Source organism: Kitasatospora sp. NPDC001132 (assembly GCF_053598415.1).
In genome coordinates this window covers 111,073-134,443 of record NZ_JBSFKF010000007.1, presented here as the reverse complement: position 1 = coordinate 134,443, position 23,371 = coordinate 111,073, and the positions used below count along the sequence as shown (strand labels likewise).

The 23,371-nt window shown below is 70.4% G+C and carries 26 protein-coding genes; 13 read left to right on the top strand and 13 right to left on the bottom strand.

Annotated features, from left to right (window positions below; genetic code table 11):
* Positions 1–56: 56 nt before the first annotated feature.
* Positions 57–1,886: an NHL domain-containing thioredoxin family protein gene (locus ACWDBE_RS12295; protein ID WP_449807918.1), complete on the bottom strand. Its 1,830-nt coding sequence runs from the start codon at positions 1,884–1,886 to the stop codon at positions 57–59.
* A 327-nt stretch (positions 1,887–2,213) separates the two neighbouring features.
* On the opposite strand from ACWDBE_RS12295, the gene ACWDBE_RS12290 reads away from it, so the two are divergent.
* Complete coding sequence (locus tag ACWDBE_RS12290; protein ID WP_449807917.1) at positions 2,214–2,687, top strand: SLATT domain-containing protein; 474 nt, start codon at positions 2,214–2,216, stop codon at positions 2,685–2,687.
* 2 nt (positions 2,688–2,689) lie between these two features.
* A complete protein-coding gene (locus ACWDBE_RS12285; protein WP_449807916.1) occupies positions 2,690–3,568 on the top strand; it encodes an SMODS domain-containing nucleotidyltransferase in 879 nt (292 codons plus the stop codon).
* Positions 3,569–3,735: 167 nt separating this feature from the next.
* Here the strand turns inward: ACWDBE_RS12285 and ACWDBE_RS12280 are convergent, their stop codons facing one another.
* A complete protein-coding gene (locus ACWDBE_RS12280) occupies positions 3,736–4,206 on the bottom strand; it encodes an NUDIX domain-containing protein (RefSeq protein ID WP_449788023.1) in 471 nt (156 codons plus the stop codon).
* 3 nt (positions 4,207–4,209) lie between these two features.
* Positions 4,210–4,953 carry an XRE family transcriptional regulator gene (locus ACWDBE_RS12275; protein ID WP_449807978.1) on the bottom strand — a complete coding sequence of 248 codons (744 nt, stop codon included), beginning with the start codon at positions 4,951–4,953 and terminating at the stop codon, positions 4,210–4,212.
* Positions 4,954–5,264: 311 nt separating this feature from the next.
* On the opposite strand from ACWDBE_RS12275, the gene ACWDBE_RS12270 reads away from it, so the two are divergent.
* Entirely contained in the window at positions 5,265–5,459 is a 195-nt protein-coding gene (locus ACWDBE_RS12270; RefSeq protein ID WP_449807915.1) for a hypothetical protein, read from the top strand.
* Between the two features lie 517 nt (positions 5,460–5,976).
* Here the strand turns inward: ACWDBE_RS12270 and ACWDBE_RS12265 are convergent.
* The 4 genes from ACWDBE_RS12265 to ACWDBE_RS12250 form a co-directional block, all read right to left on the bottom strand.
* Complete coding sequence (locus ACWDBE_RS12265; protein ID WP_449788025.1) at positions 5,977–6,564, bottom strand: recombinase family protein; 588 nt, start codon at positions 6,562–6,564, stop codon at positions 5,977–5,979.
* Positions 6,565–7,185: 621 nt separating this feature from the next.
* Complete coding sequence (locus ACWDBE_RS12260; protein WP_449788026.1) at positions 7,186–8,721, bottom strand: recombinase family protein; 1,536 nt, start codon at positions 8,719–8,721, stop codon at positions 7,186–7,188.
* A gap of 21 nt (positions 8,722–8,742) precedes the next feature.
* Entirely contained in the window at positions 8,743–8,883 is a 141-nt protein-coding gene (locus tag ACWDBE_RS12255) for a thioredoxin domain-containing protein (protein WP_329885017.1), read from the bottom strand.
* Between the two features lie 7 nt (positions 8,884–8,890).
* On the bottom strand, positions 8,891–9,424 hold the full coding sequence (locus tag ACWDBE_RS12250) for a GNAT family N-acetyltransferase (protein ID WP_449788027.1): 534 nt from the start codon (positions 9,422–9,424) through the stop codon (positions 8,891–8,893).
* A gap of 50 nt (positions 9,425–9,474) precedes the next feature.
* Here ACWDBE_RS12250 and ACWDBE_RS12245 point away from each other — a divergent pair, with 50 nt between their 5' ends.
* The gene (locus ACWDBE_RS12245; RefSeq protein ID WP_449807914.1) at positions 9,475–9,600 is read left to right on the top strand and encodes a hypothetical protein; all 126 of its coding nucleotides are present in this window, start codon (positions 9,475–9,477) and stop codon (positions 9,598–9,600) included.
* Between the two features lie 138 nt (positions 9,601–9,738).
* Positions 9,739–10,161: a DUF350 domain-containing protein gene (locus ACWDBE_RS12240; RefSeq protein WP_392881730.1), complete on the top strand. Its 423-nt coding sequence runs from the start codon at positions 9,739–9,741 to the stop codon at positions 10,159–10,161.
* Between the two features lie 77 nt (positions 10,162–10,238).
* Here the strand turns inward: ACWDBE_RS12240 and ACWDBE_RS12235 are convergent, their stop codons facing one another.
* Positions 10,239–10,586, bottom strand: a complete 348-nt coding sequence (locus tag ACWDBE_RS12235; RefSeq protein ID WP_449788029.1) for a winged helix-turn-helix transcriptional regulator — start codon at positions 10,584–10,586, stop codon at positions 10,239–10,241.
* Positions 10,587–10,691: 105 nt separating this feature from the next.
* Here ACWDBE_RS12235 and ACWDBE_RS12230 point away from each other — a divergent pair, with 105 nt between their 5' ends.
* The 5 genes from ACWDBE_RS12230 (at position 10,692) to ACWDBE_RS12210 (ending at position 15,033) form a co-directional block, all read left to right on the top strand.
* Positions 10,692–11,582 carry an NAD(P)-dependent oxidoreductase gene (locus tag ACWDBE_RS12230; protein ID WP_449807913.1) on the top strand — a complete coding sequence of 297 codons (891 nt, stop codon included), beginning with the start codon at positions 10,692–10,694 and terminating at the stop codon, positions 11,580–11,582.
* Between the two features lie 23 nt (positions 11,583–11,605).
* On the top strand, positions 11,606–12,175 hold the full coding sequence (locus ACWDBE_RS12225; protein ID WP_449788031.1) for an N-acetyltransferase family protein: 570 nt from the start codon (positions 11,606–11,608) through the stop codon (positions 12,173–12,175).
* Positions 12,176–12,834: 659 nt separating this feature from the next.
* Entirely contained in the window at positions 12,835–13,797 is a 963-nt protein-coding gene (locus ACWDBE_RS12220) for a hypothetical protein (RefSeq protein WP_449788032.1), read from the top strand.
* Between the two features lie 165 nt (positions 13,798–13,962).
* Positions 13,963–14,085, top strand: a complete 123-nt coding sequence (locus ACWDBE_RS12215) for a hypothetical protein (protein ID WP_449807912.1) — start codon at positions 13,963–13,965, stop codon at positions 14,083–14,085.
* Between the two features lie 39 nt (positions 14,086–14,124).
* On the top strand, positions 14,125–15,033 hold the full coding sequence (locus ACWDBE_RS12210; RefSeq protein WP_449807911.1) for a class I SAM-dependent methyltransferase: 909 nt from the start codon (positions 14,125–14,127) through the stop codon (positions 15,031–15,033).
* A gap of 25 nt (positions 15,034–15,058) precedes the next feature.
* Here ACWDBE_RS12210 and metG read toward each other — a convergent pair whose 3' ends face one another.
* The 3 genes from metG to ACWDBE_RS12195 all read right to left on the bottom strand — a co-directional run bounded on the left by metG (position 15,059) and on the right by ACWDBE_RS12195 (position 17,952).
* A complete protein-coding gene (metG, locus tag ACWDBE_RS12205) occupies positions 15,059–16,792 on the bottom strand; it encodes a methionine--tRNA ligase (protein WP_449788035.1) in 1,734 nt (577 codons plus the stop codon).
* Positions 16,793–16,906: 114 nt separating this feature from the next.
* Positions 16,907–17,107 carry a DUF397 domain-containing protein gene (locus ACWDBE_RS12200; protein ID WP_392881754.1) on the bottom strand — a complete coding sequence of 67 codons (201 nt, stop codon included), beginning with the start codon at positions 17,105–17,107 and terminating at the stop codon, positions 16,907–16,909.
* Entirely contained in the window at positions 17,104–17,952 is an 849-nt protein-coding gene (locus ACWDBE_RS12195) for a helix-turn-helix domain-containing protein (protein ID WP_449788036.1), read from the bottom strand. The genes ACWDBE_RS12200 and ACWDBE_RS12195 overlap by 4 nt, the downstream gene beginning before the upstream one ends.
* 335 nt (positions 17,953–18,287) lie before the next feature.
* Between ACWDBE_RS12195 and ACWDBE_RS12190 the strand changes: the two genes are divergently transcribed.
* A complete protein-coding gene (locus ACWDBE_RS12190; protein WP_449788037.1) occupies positions 18,288–18,443 on the top strand; it encodes a hypothetical protein in 156 nt (51 codons plus the stop codon).
* 49 nt (positions 18,444–18,492) lie between these two features.
* On the opposite strand, the gene ACWDBE_RS12185 is transcribed toward ACWDBE_RS12190, so the two are convergent.
* Together ACWDBE_RS12185 and ACWDBE_RS12180 are read right to left on the bottom strand one after the other, a co-directional pair.
* On the bottom strand, positions 18,493–19,095 hold the full coding sequence (locus ACWDBE_RS12185) for a GNAT family N-acetyltransferase (RefSeq protein ID WP_449807910.1): 603 nt from the start codon (positions 19,093–19,095) through the stop codon (positions 18,493–18,495).
* A 130-nt stretch (positions 19,096–19,225) separates the two neighbouring features.
* A complete protein-coding gene (locus ACWDBE_RS12180; protein ID WP_449788039.1) occupies positions 19,226–20,509 on the bottom strand; it encodes an adenylosuccinate synthase in 1,284 nt (427 codons plus the stop codon).
* Positions 20,510–20,635: 126 nt separating this feature from the next.
* On the opposite strand from ACWDBE_RS12180, the gene ACWDBE_RS12175 reads away from it, so the two are divergent.
* Both ACWDBE_RS12175 and purF read left to right on the top strand, forming a co-directional pair.
* Positions 20,636–21,481, top strand: a complete 846-nt coding sequence (locus ACWDBE_RS12175) for a diacylglycerol kinase (protein ID WP_449788040.1) — start codon at positions 20,636–20,638, stop codon at positions 21,479–21,481.
* Positions 21,482–21,757: 276 nt separating this feature from the next.
* Entirely contained in the window at positions 21,758–23,341 is a 1,584-nt protein-coding gene (gene purF, locus ACWDBE_RS12170; RefSeq protein WP_392881767.1) for an amidophosphoribosyltransferase, read from the top strand.
* Positions 23,342–23,371 lie beyond the last annotated feature (30 nt).

Here is a 23,371-nt window from a genome sequence, read left to right as displayed (position 1 = left end):
CGGCGTTCGTTCGCCGGGCCCCTTCCCGCCTGCTCCGCTCCGTGTGCTCCGGGGGTCTACTCCATCCCGGCCAGGACCAGCGGGAGGCGGCGGGCGCCGTCGGCGACCAGCTTCACCGGCACGCCCCAGTCCTGCTGGTGCACGTGGCAGGCCGGGTACTCGATCTCCGGGTCGTCGTCGCAGGAGGCGGCCATCGCCGAGACGTGCAGCACGCCCTCGGTGACCTCGGCGGAGAGCACCAGCTCGCGGGAGAGGTCGCTGTCCGCGCCGGCTCCGGAGACCAGCAGCTCGGGCGGGGTCGCGCTGACCAGCAGCCGGGTGGACGGGCCGTAGCGCTCGTCCAGCTTCTGGCCGTTCGGCGCCTCGAAGACCACGTCCAGCCGGAAGGCGCCCGGGGCGACCTCGGTGGCCGCGCGCTGGGTGCGGTGCGCCACCGACTCGACCCGCACCGCCTCCTCCGGCAGCCGCAGCCTGGTCAGCCGGTGCCGGGCCGACTCGACCACCACCACGTCGCCGTCCACCAGCACCGCGCCCGAGGGCTCGCGCAGGTCGGTGGCCAGCGTTCCGACCTCGCCGCTCGCCGGGTCGTAGCGGCGCAGCGCGTGGTTGTAGGTGTCGGCGACGGCCACCGAGCCGTCCGGCAGCACGGTGACGCCCAGCGGGTGCTGGAACAGCGCCTGGTCGGCCGCGCCGTCGCGGTGGCCGAAGTCGAACAGCCCGGTGCCGACGGCGGTGTGGACCGTTCGTGTTTCACGTGAAACCCAGCGCAGCGCGGAGGTCTCGGAGTCCGCCACCCAGAGCCGCTCGCCGTCCGCCGAGACCGCGAGGCCGGAGGGCTGGGCGAACCAGGCCTCGGCGACGGGCCCGTCCACCAGGCCCTCGTTGGTGGTGCCGGCCGCGACCGCGACCGTGCCGGCGGCCGGGTCGTACGACCACAGCTGGTGCACGCCGGCCATCGCGATCCACACACGGCCGTCGAACCAGGCGACGTCCCACGGCGAGGAGAGGTCCACCTCGCGGGCCGGGCCCTCGGTGGCCGAGCCCTGCCACCACTGCCGGCCGGTGCCGGCCAGGGTGGTCACCAGGCCGTCGGCGAGCCGGACGCCGCGCAGGGCGTGGTTGACGGTGTCGGCGACGACCACGTCGTACTCCGAGCCCTCCGGCAGCAGCGCGAGGCCCTGCGGCTCGCTGAACCGCGGGCCGACGCCGTCCGCGCCGTCGCCGTCCACCAAACCGCGCCGCCCGTCGCCGATCCGGCGCACCACCGTCTCGCCGTCCTCGGCCAGCTCGACCAGCGAGTGGTGGCCGGAGTCGGCGACCAGGAAGTGGCCGTTCGGCAGCCGGAGTGCCTTGCCGGGGAACTTGAGGTCCCCGGCGGTCGGCTCCGGCGCCACGTACGGGCCGTCGCCGCGACGCAGCGTGCCCTTCGCGGCGTGCTCGGCCTCCAGCTCCTCGACCAGCCGGGCGAGCGCGTGGGCGTGGCCCTCGCCGGCGTGCTGGGCGACCACGTAGCCCTCCGGGTCGATCACCACCAGCGTCGGCCAGGCCCGTACGGCGTACTGCTTCCAGGTGGCCAGCGCCGGGTCGTCCAGTACGGGGTGGTGCACCTCGTAGCGGGCGACGGCGTCGACGACGGCCTCGTGGTCGGCCTCGTGCACGAACTTCGGGGAGTGCACCCCGACGATCACCACGGTGTCGCGGTGCTTCTCCTCCAGCTCCCGCAGCTCGTCCAGGACGTGCAGACAGTTGATGCAGCAGAAGGTCCAGAAGTCTAGTACGACACACTTACCTCGCAGGTCGGCAAGCTTGAGTTCCTTGCCGCCTGTGTTGAGCCATCCACCAGCGCCGACCAGCTCGGGGGCGCGTACACGTGCACGAGAAGCCATGCACACATCCAACCTCATCGGGCCGTCACTCATTCCGAGACGAATGGTGTCTGGTTGACAACTCGCGGAGGTGCTGTCGAGATCATGACATCGAAGCACGGGTCAAGATCATCACCTTCGCGGCTGGGGCTGTCGGCAGCCATTGCAGGTGCACCCGAAAAAACTGACGCGACATCTTCCGCTTTCGTAACTTTTCGGTAGAGTCGACTGCCAACACGGGTGGGATTTCCCTCCAGCGCACATCCGCTTGCTCACGCGCTTCGGCCAGATGAGGTGTTCGTGTCACTTATCCCTGCGGGCCTACCCGAGTCACACCAATCAATTGCTGTGGAAGCTGACCGCATCCATGAAAGCGCGCTGTGGAGCGCTCAAGGCCAGTTCGAGCAAGCAAAGCTGTGGCGCCTCATCAACCTCTTTCTTGGTGTTCCAGCGGCGGCACTTGCCGCCATCTCCGGTGGAACCGCCCTTGGCGGGGACCTTGGAATCTGGCCCGGAGTTCTGGCTCTCGCCTCGGCGGCGCTAACTGCAACATTGACTACAGTCAATGCCTCGCGCCGCATGACGCAGGCGCAAGCATCGGCAAACGCCTATCTTCAGCTACAGGCGGCCGCGCGACAGTTCCTTACAATCGACCTTGCCGACTTGACTCGCGAGGATGCGCGGGACACGTTGCGCAATCTCACTAACACTCGGGATGAGTTGAACAAGACATCCGACCCCCCAGGCCGGCTGGCCTACAGAAAGTCGGAGAAGAACATCAGCGGCGGAGGCCAAAGCTACTCTGTGGATGGGGATGAGTGAGAATGGCGCTAACCATCGTGTCGGCATTCAATGAGTTCGATGCCGTAGTGAAGCCGTCGTCCGCCACGTGGACCAAGGTTTATGAGCGGCGGGATGCCGTCCTCAAGGTTATAAAGGCGGCATTCCCTGCCGGTGGTGACATCAGCTACCAATCGCACAAGATCATCGGATCGCTGGGGCGGAACACCGCTTGTAACCCTGTCGATGACATCGACCTCATGGTCCACCTGCACATTGACGCGGACCTGTGGGCCCAGAAGTATCGAGACGACTCCTCCGAGTTCCTGTACAGGGTTCGACGAGTCCTTAACGAATACTCCCCCGTGCGCAAGATCGGTGCACGGGGTCAAGCCGTTCGGTTCTTCTATGCTGATGGCCTTAGTGTAGATGTGGCGCCGGTCGAAAAATATACGAGCGGAGATTATGGCATACCTGATGGGTCGGGGAAATGGCTCACCACAAACCCTGCGAAGCATGAGGCGCACCTGACGGAACGAAACAATGCCATAAGTGGCGACCTCAAGAAAATAATTCGGTTCGCCAAGAAATGGAACAAGGCGCACAGCTCGCGCCTGGCTTCGTTCCATCTCGAAATGATGGTAGCCCGCACGTACGCCACGCTAGGAAGTGACTCGCGAGCAGCGCTTCGACTGTTCTTCGACCACAACCTCTACAATCTCTCGGTGCAGGACCCGGCGGGGTGTAGCGGCGATCTCTCATCGTACCTGACCCAGTCGAACGGGGAGGCTGCAAACGAAAGTCTCAAGGTAGCTCGGGACAGGGCGGATCTCGCACTGGAAGCCGAGAATCAGGGTGACCACCGGGAAGCAATAAGGCTCTGGCGGATCATCCTTGGGAAGGACTTCCCGATGTACGGGTGAAATATCGACGGGAGCCAAGTGCGGCACACCTACCTCGCGGATCGGCGAGCCTCAGTTCCTTGTCGGACGCCTGTACGAGAAGCCATGCCCAAATCAAGCCCCACGCCCCGGGCCAAATTCCGGTGCAGGGCTGGTCACCGGTGCTGGCTGAGGCTCGTGCCGCCGATCTAGCCAAGGTAGGGCGAAGTCCTCTGCTCCAAGAAGTGCCGGAGCCGTAGGTGTTGGGTGTGGTGCATCGGCAGGTCGGCGATCTCCTCAGGGAGGACGAAGCGGAGGTCGGTGGACTCGTCGGAGATGCGCAGCGAGCCGCCCGTCACCCGGGCGGTGAAACAGACGTTGAACTGCTGCCGTACCTCGCCGTCGGAGTAGGCGATGACGTGGCGCGGGTCGGTGTACGTGCCGACCAGGCCGGTGATCTCGACTTCCAGGCCGGTCTCCTCGAAGACCTCCCGCACAGCCGTGCCCGGAAGCGACTCGCCGAGGTCCATCGTCCCGCCGGGCAGGGCGTACAGACCGTTGTCGACCCGTCGCTGGAGCAGGATGCGCCCGGTCTCGTCCGTCACGACGGCGGATGCCGCGACCACCAGTCGGTTGGGCTTGGGGGCCTCGGGATCGTCGTAGTACTCGGTCCGTGCCACGGATCAGCTCTCCTCGACCGGTCGGGCGGTGCTCCACACCGCATCGAAGCTCGAAGCGTAGGTGTCGAACAGCGTTCCCGCACCTGTCCGTCGAAGATGCCAGACCGGCGCCCCGAAGGCGTTCACGCCCCACACGTGGGCGTTTACCAACAGCTGGTCGTCGGCCCGGTAGAGGCTGTTGTAGAGCGCGGTCCCGTGGGTCCGGACCTCGATGCCGGGCGTGCCGAGGAGCGGCCGGTAGTGCATGAGGGCGAGCCTGCACCGGGACTTGATGCCGTGGCCGAACTTCTCTTCCTCCCCGCGCTGCCGCACGTTCTCGCTGTCGGGGTCGCCAATCGCGATCCGGACCGCACAGCCCTCGGCGGCGCGCTCCCGGAGCAGCTCATTGAGCCGTGGGTAGGCCTCGTGGAGAAAGACGGCGGCGTAGACCAACACGTCGATGCGCTGGGTTGCCTTCTCCAGCAAGTCCACGATGACGGACACTGGTAGGTCGGCCCGCTGCTCGTACAGGGCCACCAGCTCGGGGCTTATCGCTCGCGCGGCACGTGGCTGCCGCAGACTCGGCCACAGTGCGAACATGTCTTCTCCCAGCGCTTCGGCAGCCACACGGGCCGTCCCCAACCGGGGCGTCCGGTTCTGATTGGCCCAGCGCTCAACCGACTTGGTGTCGACGCCGGCCTTGTCTGCCAGGGCGGCGCACGTCCAACCACCCGACGCCATAACGGCTTTCAGTCTTTCGTTCGGCATCTCGCGTGTCTCCCCGCAAAGTCCGGACTCTTGTAGGGACGTTGTACCGCCCGAGGGACGTTCTGAAGTGTCCTTTGCACGAGGTTTCACCGTCCCGGGCGCTGTCAGATCTTGGTGACAGTTCAACGGGAGGAGGCCGATGAAGGCGAAGAACTGGGGTATGCGGACGTTCTCCGAGCGGAAGGAGGCGCGCAGCGGGGCGTTGGCGTCCTTCCACGTTCTCGGCGACCACCATGCCGAGGTGTCGGTCTTGATGGTCACCCGGGAGGCCCCTGGCGATACGGCGGTGCCCTGTGGCGGGCGATAGTCGGATGGCGCTGGTCGGGCGCATCCTGCCGATCACCGCCGAGACCGCCCTGGACGCCGGCCAGTGTCCCGGGTGCAAACTCTTCGGCGGTATGGCAGCGCAGTACCCGGACAACCCGACGATCCTGCGCAAGGTCGCCAAGTGGCGCGCCCAGCACGTGGATGACGGGGAATGTCTGGCGGTGCGCGATGACGGATGACGTCCAGGAGGACCCTCAGGCCCCCTTGGAGGGCCCTTGTGGGGGTGCTGCGCCTGTGGACCCGTACGGCTGGATGGAGTCTCATCCGTGGCCCCCTGCGCGGTCCGCCGGGCTTCGACCGGTCCTCCCTCCGGAGGAGTTCAGCGAAGTCCCGTTGACGCCCGAGGAACGCGACCAGCGGGCAGCTCTGCTCGCCAGGCTGCGGGAAGCCAACCACCCCTGGCGCTGACGTGTCCACGGACTCGCTTTGAGTGCCTTGAGCACCCGCTAACGACGGTCAGAGGTGTCTTCGAGACCTGTTTCCCTGCGCCTATCGAAACGAAGTCGCTGGCAGAAATGGCTAGTTGGTCACCGTGGGGGGAAGGGAATCAGCAGTACACCCAGGGCGCGTGTGGCGAGCTGGGGCCGGGACCGCCAACGGCCACGGCTGTGAACTTTCACAACCCCTACGCCCCTGGATGCCAGCGAAGGCCGCCCGCCCATGGCGGGCAGACGGCTCTCACGGCAGGCGTAGCGGCTACGACTCGGCGTTCTCCAGGTGCCGGTACAGCGTCGCCCGGCTGATCCCGAGCGCCTTCGCGATGCTGCTCACGCTCTCCCCCTTCGCTCGGCGGGCACGGGCAACGGTCAGCTTGTCCTCACTGATCACGGACGGCCGCCCACCGGTCCGCCCCTGAGCCTTGGCCGCTTCCAGCCCGGCGCGGGTCCGGTCCTTGATCAATGAACGCTCGAACTCGGCCATCGCGCCGACGACCTGAAGCATGAGCCGCCCGTCCGGAGTGTTCGGGTCGATGCTGGCCAGAGCGCCCGTGAGGACCTTGAAGCCGATCCCGCGTGCCGACAGTGCGTCCACCATGGTTACGAGGTCGATCAGCGAGCGGGCGAAACGGTCCAGCTTCCACACGCACAGGGTGTCGCCGGGCCGGACGTAGTCCAGGGCGGCCGACAGCTCCGGGCGGTCGGTGCTCTTCCCGCTGGCCTTGTCCGTGAAGATCCGGGCGCAGCCCGCTTCGGTGAGCGCGTCGTGCTGAAGCTGCGCCTCCTGGTCGTCGGTGGAGACTCGCGCGTAGCCGATCAGGTGGCCGGTGCTCTTGGTCGTCGTCATGTCTCAACTGTCTCAGAACTCGTCTCATAACAACAGGGGTCCCGAGGGGGTTTTGAGACGTGTTTTGAACACCGAAACGGGATCGCTGCGCCCCGTTGGCGGACCGTCTCACAAACCATCGTTTCCGAGACGCCCTCCGAGGGTGACCCAGCGTCACGGAGGTCGACGTGGCGGGCGACTCATGCGGGCGCCTTGGGAGCAGCCACTTTTCCCAGACTCGTACGGCTTGGGAGAACCAGCACCTAAGCGGTCGGCGGGATGCATCGTCGGGGTCATCCCCCTCCCCCATGGTCCTGGAGTGGCCACAGTGCCCGAGTAGCCCCTTATTTCTAAACCTCTTAACACGAGTAAGAAGAAACCTGGAGAGGCCCAAAGTTTCGGCACTTTCACCCCTGGCGCTACGAGGAGTGACGACGATGGAGGAGTCATGACGTACCGTGACGACTCCCGCGTTCGCTTCTCTCCATGCGCTGCGGCTCTGGCTGTCTGGAGCGCAAGCCCTTCCAGTGGTGGTTTGGTGTTCGGGACGTCGATCCTGGCTTCCCTTAGAAATCTCTATGGTGAGTTGAGAAGAGGCGTCAAAACACCAAACCACCATCGGCCCCGCTGTGGCGGTGGAGACTATTCCTTGATCTCGGCCCACTTGATGCGGACCCGCTGCTCCGGGATGAAGCGCTTCCCGCGTTCGCCCTTGCTGATGAACACGCCGTCTATGGCCAGGGACAGGCGGTCCCGCTTCTCATCCTGCGTCGAAGCCTCCCAAGCCGGGTACAGCAATTCGCTGTCCAGCATCGGAGTGATGTCGACGGCGGGCAGCGGGATGTTGGCGAGGTCGGCGCGCAGGCCGTCGATGCGGCTCTGGAGTCGGGCGGCGAGGCGGTCGTAGCGATCGAGTGCGCCGGGGCGATCGAACTCGCCACGGACGTAGCGTGCGTCTTCCAGGTCAGCCAACCGGGCCTCCTGGTCAGTGATCTCGTCGGCTACGGCGTCTCGCTTGGCGAAGGTCTCGGGGTCGGTCCGCTTCACCCACCGGTCAGCGATGGTCACCAACAGGGGGTCGTCCAACTCCAGGGCAGGGAGCAGTGAGAGGAAACGCTCGGACACGTAGTCGTCCACCCGGTCGGCCATGGCGCTGGCGCCGGGGCACTGGTTGCCCGCTCGGCGGGCCATGCACTGGTAGCTGTTGCCGACCTTGTGCATCCGACGACCGCACCCCGGTACGTCGCAGAAGATCAGGCTGGTGAGCAGCGCCGTGCCGTTCGGCTTCGGCATTCGCTTGCCCGCGTGGACGCGGGTCCGGGATTCGAGCTGCCGGATGATCCGTTCGCGCTCGCCGACCGTGATGATCCCCTCGCCGATGCTGACCGTGTCCAGTGTCTCGGGGTCTCGGTAGGGGAACACCCGGCTGGTGAACTTCCGGCTGCCGTCCTCGGCTTCGATGGTTTCGGTCTCGGGCATGAGGCCGGCGAAGGCGGGCGACTTGACCAGGTTCATGATGCTCGCGGCGTTCCACTGGCCACCCCGCGCTGAGGGGATGTCGTACTCGTTGAGCAGCCGGGCGATCTGTACGAGGGACCTGCCGGCCAGCGCGTCATCCGCGATGAGGCGGGCGTAGATGGCGGTGTCGGGGTCGTGCACCAGCTTCTTCGTGGTGGGGTCGACCAGCAGGCCGTACGGGGGCTGTCCGCCGATCCACTGGCCCTGTCGGCGCAGGTGCCGCTTCGCGTGGGCCACGCGGGTGCCGAGGTTCTTCGACTCGGACCGGGCGAGTTCGGCGAGCATGGCGACGACCATGCGGGCCGAGTCGTTCGAGGTGTCGAGGCCGTCGACGACGGAGACCAGACGGCCGCCCGCCTTCTCGATGTTGTCCAGGACCTTGCCCACCTGGCCGATGCCCTTGCGGGACAGCCGGTCGAGCTTCCACACGATCAGCGTCCCGACGACGCCCGCCGTGACGGCGGCAAGAGCCGAGTCGAACCCCTTGCGCTCAACGTCCTTGAAGCCGGAGCGCCCTCGGTCGATGTGGACCTTGCGGACCGTCAGACCGTTTCGCTCGGCCCATGCACGGCAGTCGGCTTCCTGCCGCTCGATCGCCGTCTTGCCGTCCCGATCGAGCGACAGTCGAAGGTACAGGTCACACAGGGTGTGGTGGTGCACGTACGCCCCCTCTGGAGATCCCTACATTGTGTAGGACATCCAGAAGTCCAGGATGGTGATCTTCCCGCGGAAGTCGGCGAGGGTGAGCTCCTTGCCGCCGGTGTTCAGCCAACCGCCTGCCCCGACGAGTTCGGGGGCGCGTACACGTGCACGAGATGCCATGCGTCAATCAAACCGCACGGCGGGGGCCCGCATTCCGGGTGAGGTCGGCCTGCCAGCGGGTCTCGCCGTCCCGGGTGCGGGCGGTGGGGCGCAGGCCGAGGGCGCGGGCGACCCCGGCGGAGGCGTGGTGGTCGGGGTGGATGTGGGCGACGGCGGTGGGGACGCCGGCGGCGGCGAGGTGGGCGAGCAGGGCGCGGGCGGCCTCTGTGGCCAGGCCGCGGCGCTGCCAGGGGGTGCCGACCACCCAGGCGAGTTCGGCCTCGTCGGGGCGGACGGTGGTCTGCACGTAGCCGGTGAGGGCGCCGTCGGCGCGCAGCCGCAGCACCCAGTTGCCCCAGGCCTCGGCCGGGTCGGGGGAGCCCGCGGCGAGCCGCGCGCAGCGGGCGCGCTGCTCCTCGACGGTGGCCGGGCGGCCGCCGGTGTGGGTGTGCAGGGCCGGGTCGGCGAGCGCGGCCGCCAGCTCCTCGGCGTGCGCGGGGGCGATCGGCAGCAGGTCGAGGCGCTCGCTGCGCAGCTCGGCGGTGGTGAGGCGGGGGTGCATGGCGGTATTGAAGGGGATCGGGGGCCGCCGCGCGACGCGGTTTCCGGCCGGTGTCCCCGTGGCGGTGCTTCTCCGCGGCCGGGGCCCGGGGTCGAACGGGATCCGACGGCGCCGACACCGGGCTGCTGCTCGCCGTCGCGGCCTGCGTCGACCACCTGGTGGGGGAGGAGAACTGACCCGTCCCCGGTTTCCGGATCCCGGTCCGCCCCTGACCCGGGTGGGGTATCTTTTGCCAACCCTTGACCGTGCCGGTCGGGGCCCTGACCGACGCGGTCGAGGGGTACGGCGTGAGCGGACCGGGGGCTGGAACCACGATGAACGACATCCTGCACGGGCTCGGCGCGGCGGCCGCCTACGGCGCCCTCGGCGTGGTGCTGCTGCTCCTCGGCATCGGCCTGGTCGACCTGCTGACGCCCGGCAGGCTCGGCCACCAGATCTGGGTCGAGCGCAACCGCAACGCCGCCGTCCTGCTCAGCTCCGCGTTGCTCGGCATTGGCGGCATCGTCTTCACCGCGATCATGTACACCTACGCCGACTTCGCCAAGGGCCTGGTCTCGACGGCCTGTTACGGCCTGCTCGGGCTGGTGCTGATGGCCGTCGCGTTCTGGCTGGTGGACCTGCTGACGCCGGGCAAGCTCGGCGCGATCCTGGTCGAGCCGGAGCCGCACCCGGCGGTGTGGGTCTCCGCCGCCTGCAACATCGCGGTGGCGGCGGTGGTGTCGGCCGCGATCGCCTGACGGCCGCTCCGGGCGCCGGGCCGGGCCGCCGGGGCAGGGCCGGGCCGCCCGGGGGCAGGGCCGGGCGTTCGGGGGCGCTACGCCGGGTGCGGCGCCTTGCTCAGGAGGTGCTGCTCCCCCCAGTCCCCCAGCGGCCCCAGCGCCGTGTTGAGCCGGCGCCCCGCCTCGGTCAGCTCGTACTCGACCCGCGGCGGCACCTCCTCGTACGCCTCCCGGTGCACGATGCCGTCCGCCTCCATCTCGCGCAGGTGCGCGGCCAGCACCTTCTCGGTGATGCCCGGCAGCAGCCGGCGCAGCTCGCCGAAGCGGCAGCGCGGGCGTTCGCCCAGGGCCCAGAGGATCGACACCTTCCACCGGCCGGCGATCACGTCCATCGCGGCGTCCGTCCCGCAGACGTGCGCCCCCGGCCTCGGCACGATCGCCATCCCCACCCCTCCCGGCCCCGCGAGCTCGATGCTCACCCCAGGGTAACCGCCCACTTCGAAGTGCGTACTTGATCGTTTGCCGGGGTCGCGCGGAGGCTGTCTGCCATGGCAACCAACCCCGCTGACAACCCGTCGAAGACCCCGCTCACCCTGCTCGGCCTCGGTGCGATGGGCACCGCGCTGGCCGAGGCCTGGCTCATCGCCGGGCACCCGCTGACCGTCTGGAACCGCACCGCCGCCCGCGCCGAAGCGCTCGCCGCCCGCGGCGCCACCGTCGCCGCCACCGCCGCGGAGGCCGTCGCCGCGAACCGGCTGGTCGTCGTCTGCCTGCTCGACGACGACTCCGTGCTGGAGGCGCTCGACGGCGCCGACCTGACCGGCAAGGACCTGGTCAACCTGGTCACCACCACCCCCGGGCAGTCCCGCCTGCGCGCCGCCTGGGCCGAGCGGCACGGCGCCCGCTACCTGGACGGCGCGATCATGGCCGTCCCGCCGATGATCGGCGTCCCGACCTCCGGCGGGTACGTGTTCTACGGTGGCTCGGCCGAGCTGTTCGAGGAGCACCGGGACACCCTCACCGCCCCGGCCGGCACCCGGTACGTGGGCGCGGACGCCGGGCACGCGGCGCTGTACGACGTGGCGCTGCTCAGCGGGATGTACGGGATGTTCGCCGGGGTCGCGCACGCCTTCGCGCTGATCCGGGGCGAGTCCGTGGCCCCGAGCGAGCTGGCGCCGCTGCTGGGCGGCTGGATCTCCGCGATGTCCCACTCGGTGGGCACGACCGCGGAACAGCTGGAGAGCGGCGACTACACCAAGGGCGTGGTGTCCAACCTGGCGATGCAGGTGGCCGCCAAGGGGACGCTGCTGCGCACCGCAGAGGAGCAGGGCGTGAGCCCCGAACTGATCGAGCCGTACTTCCGGTTGATGGAGCGTCGACTGGAGATCGGCAGCGGCGAGGAGGACCTGTCCGGGGTCGTCGACCTGCTGCGACGGTGAGGCCCGGCCGGTAACGTACCGGCATGGCAGACCTAGAAGAACGCGCCACCGTCGTCGCGTCCGACCCACGGCAGGCCGGGGCGGGGGTGGTGGTCCGACCGCGCCGCGCCGACGACCTCGCCGACTGCGTCCGGGTGCTGGCCGACGTCCACGCCGCCGACGGCTACCCCGCCGACTGGCCTGACCGGCCCGCCGCCTGGCTGACCCCGGACGGCCTGCTGGCCGCCTGGGTCGCCGAGTCGGACGGCCGACTCGTCGGCCACGTGGGCGTCGCCCGCAGCGCCCCGGGCGACCTCGCCCCCGCCCTGTGGAGCCACCGCACCGGCGGCCGCCCGGAACTCGCCACCGTGATCGGCCGGCTGTACGTCGCCCCCGGGGCGCGCGGCCGCCTCATCGGCGCCCGGCTGCTGGCCTGCGCCGTGGCGCACGCGCGGGCGCTCGGCCTGCACCCGGTGCTCGACGTGCTCGCCACCGACACCGCAGCCGTGGCCCTTTACCGCCGCCTCGGCTGGACCCACCTCGGCGGCGGCGACCAGCGCTGGGCCTCCGGGCGGACCGTCACCGTCCACTGCTTCGCCGCGCCGAGGGGGTGAGCCCAGGCCCGCCCGGCCGCCGCGGCCGGGCGGGCCTCACGGTCGGCCGGGAGGACGGCGCACCCGCCTCCACGCCCGCCGGCCGTCGGGCCCCGGCCGCTGTCCGTACCGGAGCCTCGGCCGTGGCGACGTCCCGGGAGGACTCGGCCGGCAGGACGGAAGCCACAGCGGCCTCGACCGGTGGGAGCCGAGGAAGACCGGTCGCCGCGTGGGCGTCGAGTCGGCCGGGCCGGCGCCGTCCGTTCACGCGCGCCCCAGGGGGCGCCGCTGACTCGGTCCTCGTCGCCGTGGAAGGCGTCGGCCCCGGCCCGCATGTGCGCGGCATCGACCGCGGGACGCCCCGCCACCTGCGTTGGAGCTCCGCCACGGGAACGAGGCGTCGGCGGTTGCCGATCGGCCGGCTCTCGGCGATCTGCGCACCGTCGCGGGTGATGCGGTGGGTCTCGCCGGCTTCGACGTCGTCGAGTACGGCCTTGGACCGCGCCACGAGTTCGCGCTGCGTGATGGTTCTCGTGGCACCGCCGTCTCGATGGCGCCGCCGTCTCGCGCCGTGGAGCACCGTGTCGCGCTTCGGGGGCCGCCCGGTTCCCCCGGGTGGGGGAGCCGGATCACCGCGTCGGGGGAGGGCCGGTGCGGGCGGCGCGGGCGAGCCTGGCGGCATGGTGACAAACGGGTGGGCGGTGACCGGCTGGGGCCTCGGGTCCGCCGGGTTCGGGCTGGGGTGCGCGCTGAGCGGGACGGAGCTGTTCGGGGCGGGGTGGCCGGGGTGGGTGGTGGCCGGCGTGGGGGTGGCCTCGGCCGCCGCCGGCCTGGCGGTGGTGCGGCGGCAGCCGGTGCTCCGGCACCGATGGCACCGATGGCTCCGATGGCTGCTGTGGGCGCTGTGCGGGGTGGCCGCGGTGGGGGCCTGGGGTCTGCTGATGGACGGGGTGACGCTGCTGTTCGGCCAGTCGGTGGACAGCGTCCCCGACTCGGTGGAGCGCGCGCTGGCGGCGGTGGGGGCGGTGCTGCTGGCCCGCACCGCCCTGGGGCTGCGGCCCGGCGCCCGCGGTGGCCGGGGCGGTAGGACCGTTCCCGCTCCCACGGCGGCTCCGCCGCTCGTCCAACTCGCCGCCTGGGCGGGGACCCTGGCGTTCGCGCCGTACGTGCTGATGAAGCTGGTCTGGGCGCTCGGCGGTTCCTTCGCCGGAGTCGGCGGCGACCGGATGTACGCCGACTACGTGCGCAACGGATCCTCCGGGCTCTGGCTCGCCCTGGAGCGCTGGGGGCTCGACGGCACGATGCTGCTGGCACTGCTCGGGGTGTTCCTGCTCTGGGGGCTGGTCCGGCCGTGGGGGCAGGTCTTCCCGCGCTGGACGCTGCCGCTGCGCGGCCGCCGGGTGCCGCGCTGGCTGCCGCTCGCCCCGGCCCTGCTGGGCGCGGCCACGCTGGCGCCGTACGGGGTGGTCGGGATCGGCTACCTGACGCTGTGCACCGCCGGGGTGACGCGGATCAGGCTGGGCGCCTTCGCCAGTGAGCGGAGCGCGTTGGAGGTCGGCTGGGTCGGGATGTGCGGGTTCGCCGGGTACGGGGTCGCGCTGGTGGTGGCCGCCCGGTCGTACTGGCGGCGGACGAGGGGGTGAGCCGACGCGCTCCGCCGGGGCCTGGGTTTGCCGAGGCAGCAACAAAGCTTGCCAGTGCCGTGAGGCGGGCCGCAGCCTGGCGGTGGAGGTGAGCGCCATGGGCGAGACGGCCGGTCCGGGCTTCGTGGTCCACCTGGCCGGCGGCCCGGTGCTGCACGCGCCCAGGTGGTCACCGCCGCCGGGGCGGGCGCGGCGGTCGCCTTCGTGCTCGACCACGACCTCGCGGCGGAGGAGGTCGACCGGGCGGTGCGGCGGTACCGCGCGTCCGGTGCCGCCCTGCCCGCCTGAGCGGGGAAGCCTTCGTCAACCCACGATCGGAGAATCCGGATGTCAGCGCACCAGCACGACCACGCCCGCTCGCACGGGCACTCGCACGGGCACTCCCACGCCCACGGGCACGTCCCCGCCGCCGACTTCGACTGGGACGCGCTCGCCGCGCACCTGGAGCTGGAGGCCGACCTGCGGGCCGACGCCGTCACCGAGGCCGGCCGGTGGCTGCTCGGCCTGCACGGGGAGGGCGCGGTACGGCGGGTCCTCGACGTCGGCAGCGGCCCCGGGGTGATCGCCGGGCTGCTGGCGGAGGTCTTCCCGGCGGCCGAGGTGGTGGCCGTCGACCAGTCGGCCGCCCTGCTGGAGCGCGCCCGGACCCGCTCCGGCGGCCGGCTCGGCACCCAACAGGCCGACCTGCCCGCCGAGTTCGGCAAGCTCGGCGAGGCCGACCTGATCTGGTCCGGCAACGCGATCCACCACCTGGGCGACCAGCAGGCCGCGCTCACCTCGCTCGCCGGGGTGCTGCGGCCGGGCGGTCTGCTCGCCGTCGCCGAGGGCGGCCTGTCGGCGCGCTACCTGCCGCGCGACTTCGGCCTCGGCCGGCCCGGCTTCCAGGCCCGGATGGACGCCGCGCACGAGGACGGCTTCAGCGCCATGCGGGCCGAACTGCCCGACAGCACCCGGGAGATCGAGGACTGGCCGGCCATGCTGCGGCGGGCCGGGCTGACCCCGGCCGGGACCCGCACCTTCCTGGTCGACCGCCCGGCCCCGCTCTCCGGACCGGTGCGCGGCTACCTGCACACCCAGCTGACCCGGCGGTACGACCAGCTCGCCGAGCAGCTCGACGCCGAGGACCGGGCCACCCTGGAGGCCCTGCTCGCCGAGGACGCCCCGACCGGCATCCTGCACCGCCCGGACGCCTTCTACCTCTCCGCGATGACCGTCCACACGGCCCGCCGGGACTGACCGGCGGCGCGGCGCCGTGCGTCCGCTACTCCGCCGAGCCGCCGAAGCGCTCCGTCCAGGCCGCCAGGTCGTCCTCCGTGACCTTGGCGAACAGCACCGGCGGCACCGTGAACGCCGTCCCGGCCGGCACCAGGTCGAGCGCCCGGGCCTCCTGCGGGGTGATCCAGTCGCGGGTGGCGGCCGGCGAGTCCTCGGGCAGCGCGAAGGCCCCGCGCATCGCCGCGGCCGTGGTCGGGACGAACGGCTCGGAGACCACCGCGTACAGGTGGATCAGGTTCATCGCGGTGCGCAGGGTCAGCGCCGCCGCGTCCGGGTCGGTCTTCACCTGGAGCCAGGGCGCCTTCTCGTCCAGGTAGGCGTTGCCCGCGCTCCACAGCGCGCGCAGGGCCTGCGCCGCCTTGCGGAAGTTGAGTGCGTCCAGCTGGGCCTCGTACTCGGCGAGCAGGCCGGCGATCTGCTCGCCGAGGCGCTGCTCGGCCTCGCCCGGCGCGTGCCCGCCGGGGACGTCGTCGCCGAAGCGCTTGCGGCTGAAGGAGAGCACCCGGTTGACGAAGTTGCCGAGGGTGTCGGCGAGGTCCTTGTTGACCACCGAGGCGAACAGGTCCCAGGTGAAGCTGGAGTCGTCCGACTCGGGTGCCTGCGCCATCATGAAGTAGCGCCAGTAGTCGGCGGGCAGCAGGTCCAGGGCGTCGTTGCCGAAGACGCCGCGCCGCCGGCTGGTGGAGAACTTCCCGCCGTAGTACGTCAGCCAGTTGAAGGCCTTGACGTAGTCGACCTTCTTCCACGGGCGGCGTGAGCCGAGCAGGGTGGCCGGGAACATCACGGTGTGGAACGGGACGTTGTCCTTGCCCATGAACTCGGTGTACCGGACGGTCTCGTCGGCCTCGTACCACCAGGACTTCCAGTCCCGCAGCTGCCCGGCCGGGGCCGCGTCCGCCCACTCCTTGGTGGCGCCGATGTACTCGATCGGGGCGTCGAACCAGACGTAGAACACCTTGCCCTCGGCGGCCAGTTCGGGCCACACGTCGGCCGGCACCGGGACGCCCCACTCCAGGTCGCGGGTGATCGAGCGGTCCTGGAGGCCCTCGGTCAGCCACTTGCGGGCGATCGAGGAGGCCAGCACCGGCCAGTCGTCGGCGTGGCCGGCGACCCAGTCCTCGACCTCCTCGGTGAGCTTGGACTGGAGCAGGAACAGGTGGCGGGTCTCCCGGACCTCCAGGTCGGAGCTGCCGCTGATCGCCGAGCGCGGCTCCAGCAGGTCGGTCGGGTCCAGCACCCGGGTGCAGTTCTCGCACTGGTCACCGCGGGCCTTGTCGTAGCCGCAGTGCGGGCAGGTGCCGACGATGTAGCGGTCCGGCAGGAAGCGGCCGTCGGCGTTGGAGTACACCTGGCGGATCGCGCGCTCCTCGATGAAGCCGTTGCGCTGGAGTTCGCGGGCGATCTCCTGGGTGATCTCCCGGTTCTGCGGGGAGGAGCTGCGGCCGAAGTGGTCGAAGGAGAGCCCGAAGCCGTCGTACACCGCCCGCTGCGCGTCGTGCGCCCGGGCGCAGAACTCGGCGACGGGCAACCCGGCTTCCTGGGCGGCGAGTTCGGCGGGCGTGCCGTGCTCGTCGGTGGCGCAGATGAACAGCACCTCGTGCCCGCGCCGGCGCAGGTAGCGCGCGTAGACGTCCGCCGGGAGCATGGACCCGACCATGTTGCCCAGGTGCTTGATCCCGTTGATGTACGGAAGGGCGCTGGTGATCAGGTGCCGAGCCATCCTCGGATGCTCCGATTTCTCCCGCACGCGCACCCCCACCCGGAGTGCCGTGCCAGGCGCAGGGATCCACTGTGGGCTGCAAGCCTAGCCCTCGTCGGGCACCGGGTCCGGACGTCAGGGCCGGGTGAAGTCGCCGTACCGGTCGAACTCCCCGGACTTCACCCCGCGGACGAAGGCGGCCCACTTGCGCGGGGTGGTCCGTACGACGACCTCGGGCCGGTCCGACTCGCGGATCTCCACCAGCTCGCCCGCCGACCTGACCTCGACGCAGTCGGTGCTCTCACCGCTGGCCGAGGCCTTGCGCCAGCCACTCATGCGAAGTCTTTCAGCAAGGCCCGGATGAAGTCCCGGGACTCGTCCGGGCCGAGTGCGATCGCCGCGGTCTCCTCCTTGATCCGGCGGTAGGAGGCCAGTTCGACCTGGTTGTGCACGAACGTGGGCCCGTGGGAGAGATCGATCTGGACGGTGTCGAGTTCCGGGACGGGACCGCGGGCGAGGTACAGGCTCTCCCCGGAGCCGGTGTAGGTGGGCACGCTGAAGGGGATCACCCGGATCTCCACCGCGGGCCTCTCGGAATTCGCCAGCAGGCTCCTCAACTGGTCGCGCAGCACGTCAGGACCGCCGAACTGCATGCGCAGTGCGGACTCGTGCAGGAACGCGCTGTACGGCTTCGGGTGGTCGACGAAGATCTGCTGGCGCCGGATCCGGAACGCCTTCCGGACCTCCGCCTCCTGCCGGTACTGCGGGGGCAGCCGCTCGAACACCGCGGCGGCGTACTCCGGGGTCTGCAGCAGTCCGGGGATGAAGGTGCTGTTCAGGATGGACAGGGAGGCCGCGTGGTGTTCCATCTCCGCGATGTCGATGATCGCGTTCGGCAGCCGGCCGCGGTAGCCGTCCCACCAGTACTTGCGCCGGTCCTGGGTCATCGCCAACAGGGCTTCCAGATAAGGGCCGTCCTCGCATTCGCAGGTGTGGGCCCAGATCCGGAGCCGCTCGGCGCTGATCCCCGACTTCCCGTTCTCCATCTGGGAGATCTTGGGCAGGTCGGTGCCGATGGTGGCGGCCAGGCTCTTGGGCGTGACGCCCACGCGTTCGCGCATCCTGCGCAACTCGATCCCGAGGCGCTGCTGGCGCACGGTCGGCGACAAGCGGGGTGGCATGACTCTCTTCTCCGGGTCGCGGCTGGCGTCGATGCTTCCGGTGAAGTGTGCCGCGCACACAGGGCCCTAGCTACTGAAACGGGGGATACCCCACGATGGAGTGAACGTCCTCGCGCTCGGTAGCAACTCTGGCACCTTGACCCTATGGTCGTCCGTGTCACTCGCTGACTTGTTGCCGTCTAAACAGTCGTCAATCGGCCCTTGATGGCCGTAATGACACACCAGATGCATGGTCGCGGCGCCCGAAATCACCGACCGGAGACTGCCATGCCCCTCCCCTCGCCACCAGGCCTTCCCCGCCGGCCCCACCCTCCCCAGCGCTTTTCCGCCTCCCGGTGAATGCGCTTCTCGTCGCCGGACTGTCGGCGCTCCTGCTCGCCGTCCTGTTCGTCGGCTGGCTGGTCTGGCTGGTGAACGTCCAGCCCTACGAACTCCGCGCGGCGAAACGCGAGTTGGCTGCGGCCCATGCCGCCCGGGGCAAGCGGAAGTAGCCGCTGCGGGCCGGGCCGCCGGGGTGCGGCCCGGCGCCGGGGCTGCGCCTCAGCCCCGGGAGAGCCGTTCGGTCAGACGGGACTTGGCCGCCGGCCACTCGTCGGCGAGCATCGAGAAGTAGGCGCTGTCCCGCCAGGTGCCGTCGGGGCGCCGGCGGTGGCGGCGGAAGGTCCCCTCGTACTGGGCGCCGAGGCGCTGGATCGCCGTGCGGGAGCGCTCGTTGCGGGCGTCGGTCTTCCAGAAGACGCGGCCCATGCCGAGGTCCTCGAAGGCGTGGTCGAGCAGCAGCAGCTTGGCCTCGGTGTTGACCGCCGTGCGCCAGACCGAGCGGGCGTACCAGGTGCCGCCGATCTCCACGAACTCGTCCTCTGCGGTGAAGTCGTGGTAGCCGGTGGCGCCGACGGCCCGGCCGGTCGCGAGGTCGACGGCGGCGAAGTTCACCGACTCGCCCGCGGCCGCCTCCGCGATCCGGGTGTCGATGATCGCGCCGAGCTCCTCCTCCGAGGCCGGCGGGAGGTGCATGGTCCAGCGCCAGACCTCGGGCTCGGAGCCGACGGAGGCCCAGAGGTCGGCGAGGTGGCGGCGCTCCAGGGGCTCCAGGCGGATGTGGCGGCCGGTGAGGGCGACGGGGGAGGGCAGCTTCGCGGTCATGATCCAAAAGTAGCCCTGCTCTGCACTAGAGGCAATAGGCGTTTGAACTAGTGCAAAATTTTGAGGATGGGCGAAGCGAAGGGCCCCGCAGGGACGGTGCGTCCCTGCGGGGCCCTCGAAGCGCTCGGGCTCAGATGAACGAGTTGATCTGGATCGTCTCGTCGCGGCCCGGGCCGACGCCGATGGCCGAGATCGGGGCGCCCGACATCTCCTCCAGCGCCTTCACGTACGCCTGGGCGTTCTTCGGCAGCTCGGCGAAGGACTTCGCCTTGCTGATGTCCTCGGTCCAGCCCGGCAGCGTCTCGTAGACCGGCTTGGCGTGGTGGAAGTCCGACTGGTTGTAGGGGAGCTCCTCGACCCGCTTGCCGTCGATCTCGTACGCGACGCAGACCGGGATCTGCTCCCAGCCGGTCAGCACGTCCAGCTTGGTGAGGAAGAAGTCGGTGAGGCCGTTGACCCGGGTCGCGTAGCGCGCGATGACGGCGTCGAACCAGCCGCAGCGGCGGTCGCGGCCGGTGGTGACACCGCGCTCGCCACCGATCCGGCGCAGCGCCTCGCCGTCCTCGTCGAGCAGCTCGGTCGGGAACGGGCCGGAGCCGACGCGGGTGGTGTAGGCCTTGAGGATGCCGATGACCCGGTCGATCTTGGTCGGGCCGATGCCGGCGCCGGTGCAGGCGCCGCCCGCCGTCGGGTTCGACGAGGTCACGAAGGGGTACGTGCCGTGGTCGACGTCGAGCAGGGTGCCCTGGCCGCCCTCCAGCAGGACGACCTTGTCCGCCTTCAGCGCCTCGTCCAGGACGAGGGTGGTGTCGGAGAGGAAGGGCTTGATCTTCTCCGCGTAGCCCAGGTACTCCTCGACCACGAGGTCGGCCGGGATGGTGCGGCGGTTGTACAGCTTGACCAGGATCTGGTTCTTGTCGTGCAGCGCCGCCTCGATCTTCTGGCGCAGGATCGACTCGTCGAACAGGTCCTGGACCCGGATGCCGACGCGGTTGATCTTGTCCGCGTAGGTCGGGCCGATGCCGCGGCCGGTGGTGCCGATCCGGCGCTTGCCGAGGAAGCGCTCGGTGACCTTGTCCAGGGTGCGGTGGTACGGCGTGATCAGGTGGGCGTTGCCCGAGATCAGCAGCTTCGAGGTGTCGATGCCGCGCTCGTTCAGGCCGGCCAGCTCGGAGAGCAGCACGGCCGGGTCGATCACGACGCCGTTGCCGATGACCGGCGTGACGTTCGGGCTGAGGATTCCGGAAGGGAGCAGGTGCAGGGCGTACTTCTGGTCGCCGATGACCACCGTGTGACCGGCGTTGTTGCCGCCCTGGTAGCGGACCACGTAGTCGACGGAGCCGCCGAGGAGGTCGGTGGCCTTCCCCTTGCCCTCGTCTCCCCACTGAGCGCCAACGAGCACGAGTGCCGGCACAGGCGTACACCCCTTCCGGTTGGGGCATCCTGCGTAGGCCGCAGTCTGCCCCGAGATAGACGAAGCCCCTGGCGCAATGGCGCAAGGGGCTCTTGCACCGAGAGATTACCTGAGGAAGGACCGGTCGTGTCGTCCCTGTCCACGCCTGCTACCGGCGGCCCGGAGCCGCTCCTGCTGCTCCTCGACCCGGTGGCCCGGCAGACCGACGGCGAGTCGGTGCGGATCGCGAAGGACGTGCTCTGCGGGGGTGCGGACGCCAAGGTGGCCTTTCCGGAGAACCCGTCCGAGCTCGACCGGGTGCTTTCGCACCGGGGTCGGAGGCGACCGGTCGTGATCGGTTCCGACCTCGCGCTGCAGAGGGTGCTCCAGGCCCTGCATCGCCAGCGTGAGCTGGGCGCCGAACCGGTGGGGATGGTTCCGGTCGGGCGCTCGGAGGAGCTGGTCGCGGCCCGCGCGCTCGGCGTGCCGGGGGAGCCGGTCGGGGCCGCGCGGGCGGTGCTGTCGGGCGCGCCGCGCCGGCTGGACCTGTTGGTGGACGACGGCGGCGGGGTGGCCCTGGGCGGGGTCCGGATCACCGGCGGGGGCACGCGTCGGCCGGTGGGCCGTACGGGCGGTTGGCGTTCGCTATGGGCGAAACTGGCTGCGGCCGAGCAGGCGAACGTGCTCACCCCGGACGGCACCGACCACGGCTCCCGGGTCCGGGTCGAGGCCGACGGCAGGCTGCTCGCCGACGTCCACCGGCCGGTCCGGCTGGTCCAGGTCACGCTCCCGTCCGGCGCCTCGGACGGGACGGGCGAGATGGAGGTGGTGGTCGCCGCCTCCGGCGACCTGGTGCGCGCCCGGGCGGCGAGCGTCTCGGTGGTCGGGCGCGGCTTCGGCTACGAGGCCGACGGCCGCCCGGTCGGCCCGGTCCGGGCCCGGACCTGGACGGTGCACCCGGGGGCCTGGGGCCTGCTGCTGCCGGCGGCGTGACGGCAGCGGCGAAGGAGACATGACCGGCGGGCGACCGGCGGGGGAAGCCCGGGTGAGCAGGCTCACGTTCCTCCGTGCCCCGAACCCCTCCGCCGCACGCACCGAACCACCCAACAGGCGCGAACCGCAAGGCCAACCGCCACCCGCCGGAATTCCCCCCACCCGAAATCCCGGACCTGTAAGGGGTTTTGTCTACGCGCGTTAACTCCGGGTCGGCGGACAAACCCCCAGTCCCGGGGTCCGGAAGCCCTGGTCAACTGCCCTAGACTCGAAGGCGTGCCACGTGGTGACGGAAGACTCAACCACGATCTTCTTCCCGGTGAGAAAGGCCCCCAGGACGCTTGTGGCGTCTTCGGTGTCTGGGCTCCCGGCGAGGAGGTCGCCAAGCTCACGTTCTTCGGCCTTTACGCCCTGCAGCACCGCGGTCAGGAATCCGCGGGCATCGCAGTGAGCAACGGCTCCCAGATTCTCGTCTTCAAGGACATGGGACTCGTCTCCCAGGTCTTCGACGAGGCCTCGCTGGGGTCGTTGCACGGGCATATCGCCGTCGGACACGCCCGCTACTCGACCACCGGTTCCTCGGTCTGGGAGAACGCCCAGCCGACCTTCCGGGCGACCGTCAACGGTTCGCTGGCCCTCGGGCACAACGGAAACCTGGTGAACACCGCCGAACTGGCGGCCATGGTCGCCGAGCTGCCCGGCGAGGAGCACGTCTCGCGCTCCGGCCGGACCGCCGCGACCAACGACACCGACCTGGTGACGGCCCTGCTCGCCGGCCACCCTGACCTCTCCATCGAGGAGACGGCCAAGGTCGTGCTGCCCAAGGTCAAGGGCGCCTTCTCGCTCGTCTTCATGGACGAGCACACCCTCTACGCCGCCCGCGACCCGCAGGGCATCCGCCCGCTGGTGCTCGGCCGGCTGGAGCGCGGCTGGGTGGTCGCCTCCGAGACGGCGGCGCTGGACATCTGCGGCGCGTCCTTCATCCGCGAGGTCGAGCCCGGCGAGCTCATCGCCATCGACGAGAACGGCATGCGCAGCTCCCGGTTCGCCGAGGCCAAGCCCAAGGGCTGCGTGTTCGAGTACGTCTACCTGGCCCGCCCCGACACCTCCATCTCCGGCCGCAACGTGCACCTCTCCCGCGTGGAGATGGGCCGCCGGTTGGCGAAGGAGGCGCCCGTCGAGGCCGACCTGGTGATAGCGACGCCCGAGTCCGGCACTCCCGCCGCGATCGGCTACGCCGAGGCCAGCGGCATCCCGTACGGCTCCGGCCTGGTGAAGAACGCCTACGTGGGCCGCACCTTCATCCAGCCCAGCCAGACCATCCGTCAGCTCGGCATCCGGCTCAAGCTCAACCCGCTGCGCGAGGTCATCGCCGGCAAGCGCCTGGTGGTCGTGGACGACTCGATCGTGCGCGGCAACACCCAGCGCGCCCTGGTGAAGATGCTGCGCGAGGCGGGCGCCGCCGAGGTCCACATCCGGATCTCCTCGCCGCCGGTGAAGTGGCCCTGCTTCTTCGGCATCGACTTCGCCACCCGCGCGGAGCTGATCGCCAACGGCATGACCATCGAGGAGATCGGCCGCACCCTCGGCGCGGACTCGCTCGCCTACATCTCGATCGACGGCATGATCGAGGCCACCAAGCAGCCCAAGGACAAGCTCTGCCGGGCCTGCTTCGACGGCGAGTACCCGATGGAGCTGCCGGACCCGGCGCTCCTCGGCAAGCTCCTGCTGGAGGCCGAGATCAAGGGCGGCCAGGCGCAGCCCGCCGTCCGCGGCAAGCCGACCAGCGGCAGCGACCTGGACGGCGTCCAGTCGCTGCTCGGCGGGGCGGGCGCGGCCGACGCGCTGCGCCGGCCGTAAGCGTTCTCACGGTGGGGTCCCGAGAAACGG